Origin of the sequence: Collinsella sp. TF08-11AT (assembly GCF_003437035.1) — a bacterium.
Taxonomy (GTDB): domain Bacteria; phylum Actinomycetota; class Coriobacteriia; order Coriobacteriales; family Coriobacteriaceae; genus Collinsella.
This window is the reverse complement of record NZ_QSRL01000025.1, coordinates 2,368-5,370: the sequence shown is the minus strand read 5'-3', so window position 1 is coordinate 5,370 and position 3,003 is coordinate 2,368. Positions and strand designations below refer to the sequence as shown.

The window sequence follows — 3,003 nt, the reverse complement described above, 5'->3', positions numbered from 1 at the left end:
GCGGTCCCGCAAGATACCACGGGCGCACGGCGGATGCCTTGGCACAGGGAGCCGATGAAGGACGCGGCAAGCTGCGATAATCCCCGGCGAGGAGCACACATCCTTCGACCCGGGGGTCTCCGAATGGGCGAACCCATCCACAGAGGTGTGGATATCCCGACCCCGAACACATAGGGGCCGGGAGGACAACCCGGGGAACTGAAACATCTAAGTACCCGGAGGAGAGGAAATCAATCTCGAGACTCCCCGAGTAGCGGCGAGCGAAAGGGGACCGATGGCCAAACCGTCGAGCGGGCGTACCCGGCAGGGGTTCCGCCGGCGGGGTTGCAGGGCCGCGCATCCGGGGGCTGCCGCCCCCGGGCGCAGGTCCGGCTGGGGAGCGGAACGGCATGGGAGGGCCGGCCGCAGCGGGTGACAGCCCCGTACGCGAACCCAGACCGGACGGCGCGACGCGGTCCCTGAGTAGGGCCGGGCACGTGAAACCCGGTCCGAACCTGGGTGGACCACCATCCAAGCCTGAGTACTACCCTGTGACCGATAGCGCACCAGTACCGTGAGGGAAAGGTGAAAAGCACCCCGGGAGGGGAGTGAAACAGTACCTGAAACCGTGCGCCCACGAGCAGTCGGAGCACCCTTGTGGTGTGACGGCGTGCCTTTTGTAGAATGAGCCAGCGAGTCGCTGGCGCGGGGCGAGGTTAACCGAAAGGGAGCCGGAGCGAAAGCGAGCCTTAACAGGGCGACTTGAGTCCCGCGCCGCGGACGCGAAGCCGGGTGAGCTATCCGTGGGCAGGCTGAAGCGGGGGTAAGACCCCGTGGAGGGCCGAACGCACGTCGGTTGAAAACGGCGGCGATGACCTGCGGATAGGGGTGAAAGGCCAATCAAACCCGGAGATATCTCGTTCTCCCCGAAATAGCTTTAGGGCTAGCGTCGCGCGTTCACCGCCGGAGGTAGAGCACCGGATGGACGAGGGGGCTTCGCCGCCTACCGAATCCAACCGAACTCCGAATGCCGGCGGCCCAGAGCGCGGCAGTCAGAGCATGTGGGCTAAGCTGTGTGCTCGAGAGGGAAACAGCCCGGACCGCCCGCTAAGGTCCCCAAGTTCCAGCCGAGTGGCAAAGGATGTGCGTCCGCCCAGACAACCAGGATGTTGGCTTAGAAGCAGCCATGCATTCAAAGAGTGCGTAACAGCTCACTGGTCGAGTGGACATGCGCCGACAATACACGGGGCTAAGCTGGACACCGAAGCGGCGGGATTTTGATTTTCAGAATCGGTAGGGGAGCTTCCCATGGGCGGGGAAGCCGCCGGGCGACCGGCGGTGGAGCGCATGGGAGTGAGAATGCTGGCATGAGTAGCGAGAGACGAGAGAGTAACTCGTCCGCCGTGAACCCGAGGTTTCCTGGGCAAGGCTAATCCTCCCAGGGTCAGTCGGGGGCTAAGGCGAGGCCGGGAGGCGTAGCCGACGCGCAGCAGGCAGACATTCCTGCACCGCGCACGCGGCGCTACGACCGACGGGGCGACGGATGGGGGTGGCTCGGCGGGGTTCTGGACGTCCCCGTGATGGAGCGCGGCCCGCGGACCAGGGAAATCCGGTCCGCACGAGGGCGAGGCTCCGGACGAAGCGATCAAGCGAAGCGAGTGAGCCCGAGGTCCCTAGAAAAACCCCTAGGCAGGCGCGTGCGCGCCCGTACCGCAAACCGACACAGGTGGGTGGGTAGAACATACCGAGGCGATCGGGTCAACCATGGTCAAGGAACTCGGCACAATGGCCCCGTAACTTCGGGAGAAGGGGTGCCCGCGCGTACGTGAACCGGCTTGCCCGGGGAGCGGAGGCGGGCCGCAGTGGAGAGGCCCAAGCGACTGTTTACCAAAAACACAGGACTCTGCAGAAGCCGCAAGGCGACGTATAGGGTCTGACGCCTGCCCGGTGCCGGAAGGTCACGCGGAGGAGTTAGCGCATCGCGCGAAGCCCCGAAGCCAAGCCCCGGTAAACGGCGGCCGTAACTATAACGGTCCTAAGGTAGCGAAATTCCTTGTCGGGTAAGTTCCGACCTGCACGAAAGGCGCAACGACTTGGGCGCTGTCTCGACCATGGACCCGGTGAAATTGCACTGGTCGTGAAGATGCGACTTACCCGCGGAAGGACGGAGAGACCCCGTGAACCTTCACTGCAGCTTGGCATTGGCCGCTGGTCCCGCGTGTAGAGGATAGGCAGGAGGCGAAGATCCGGAGGCGCCAGCCCCCGGGGAGCCGCCCTTGGAATACTGCCCTCGCGCGACCGGCGTCCTAACCCGAGGCCGTCGACCGGCTCGGGGACCGTGCCAGGCGGGCAGTTTGACTGGGGCGGTCGCCTCCTAAAGGGTAACGGAGGCGCGCGAAGGTCCGCTCGGGACGGTCGGCAACCGTCCTTTTGAATGCAAGAGTACAAGCGGGCTTGACTGCGAGGCCCACAAGCCGAGCAGGTGCGAAAGCAGGCTCTAGTGATCCGGCGGCCCCGAGTGGGTGGGCCGTCGCTCAACGGATAAAAGGTACTCCGGGGATAACAGGCTGATCTTGCCCAAGAGTCCACATCGACGGCAAGGTTTGGCACCTCGATGTCGGCTCATCGCATCCTGGGGCTGGAGCAGGTCCCAAGGGTACGGCTGTTCGCCGTTTAAAGCGGTACGCGAGCTGGGTTCAGAACGTCGTGAGACAGTTCGGTCCCTATCCTCCGTGGGCGCAGGAGAATCGATGGAGGCTGCCCCCAGTACGAGAGGACCGGGGTGGACGCACCTCCGGTGAACCGGTTGTCGACCAACGGCACGGCCGGGTAGCCGCGTGCGGCGCGGATAACCGCTGAAGGCATCTAAGCGGGAAGCCGTTCCAGGGATTAGTTCTCCTTCCGGTAAGGGCCCAGGTAGACTACCTGGTCGATAGACGGCAGGTGCAAGGCTGGCGACAGCCTCAGCCGAGCCGCACTAATCGCCCGAGCTCTTCCGGAACCGCACCTCGCGGCCCGCGGGAC

The 3,003-nt window shown here is 64.7% G+C and carries 1 rRNA gene; it reads left to right on the top strand.

The features are described from left to right. Positions 1–6: 6 nt before the first annotated feature. Positions 7–2,980, top strand: a 23S ribosomal RNA gene (locus DXC79_RS09875). Positions 2,981–3,003 lie beyond the last annotated feature (23 nt).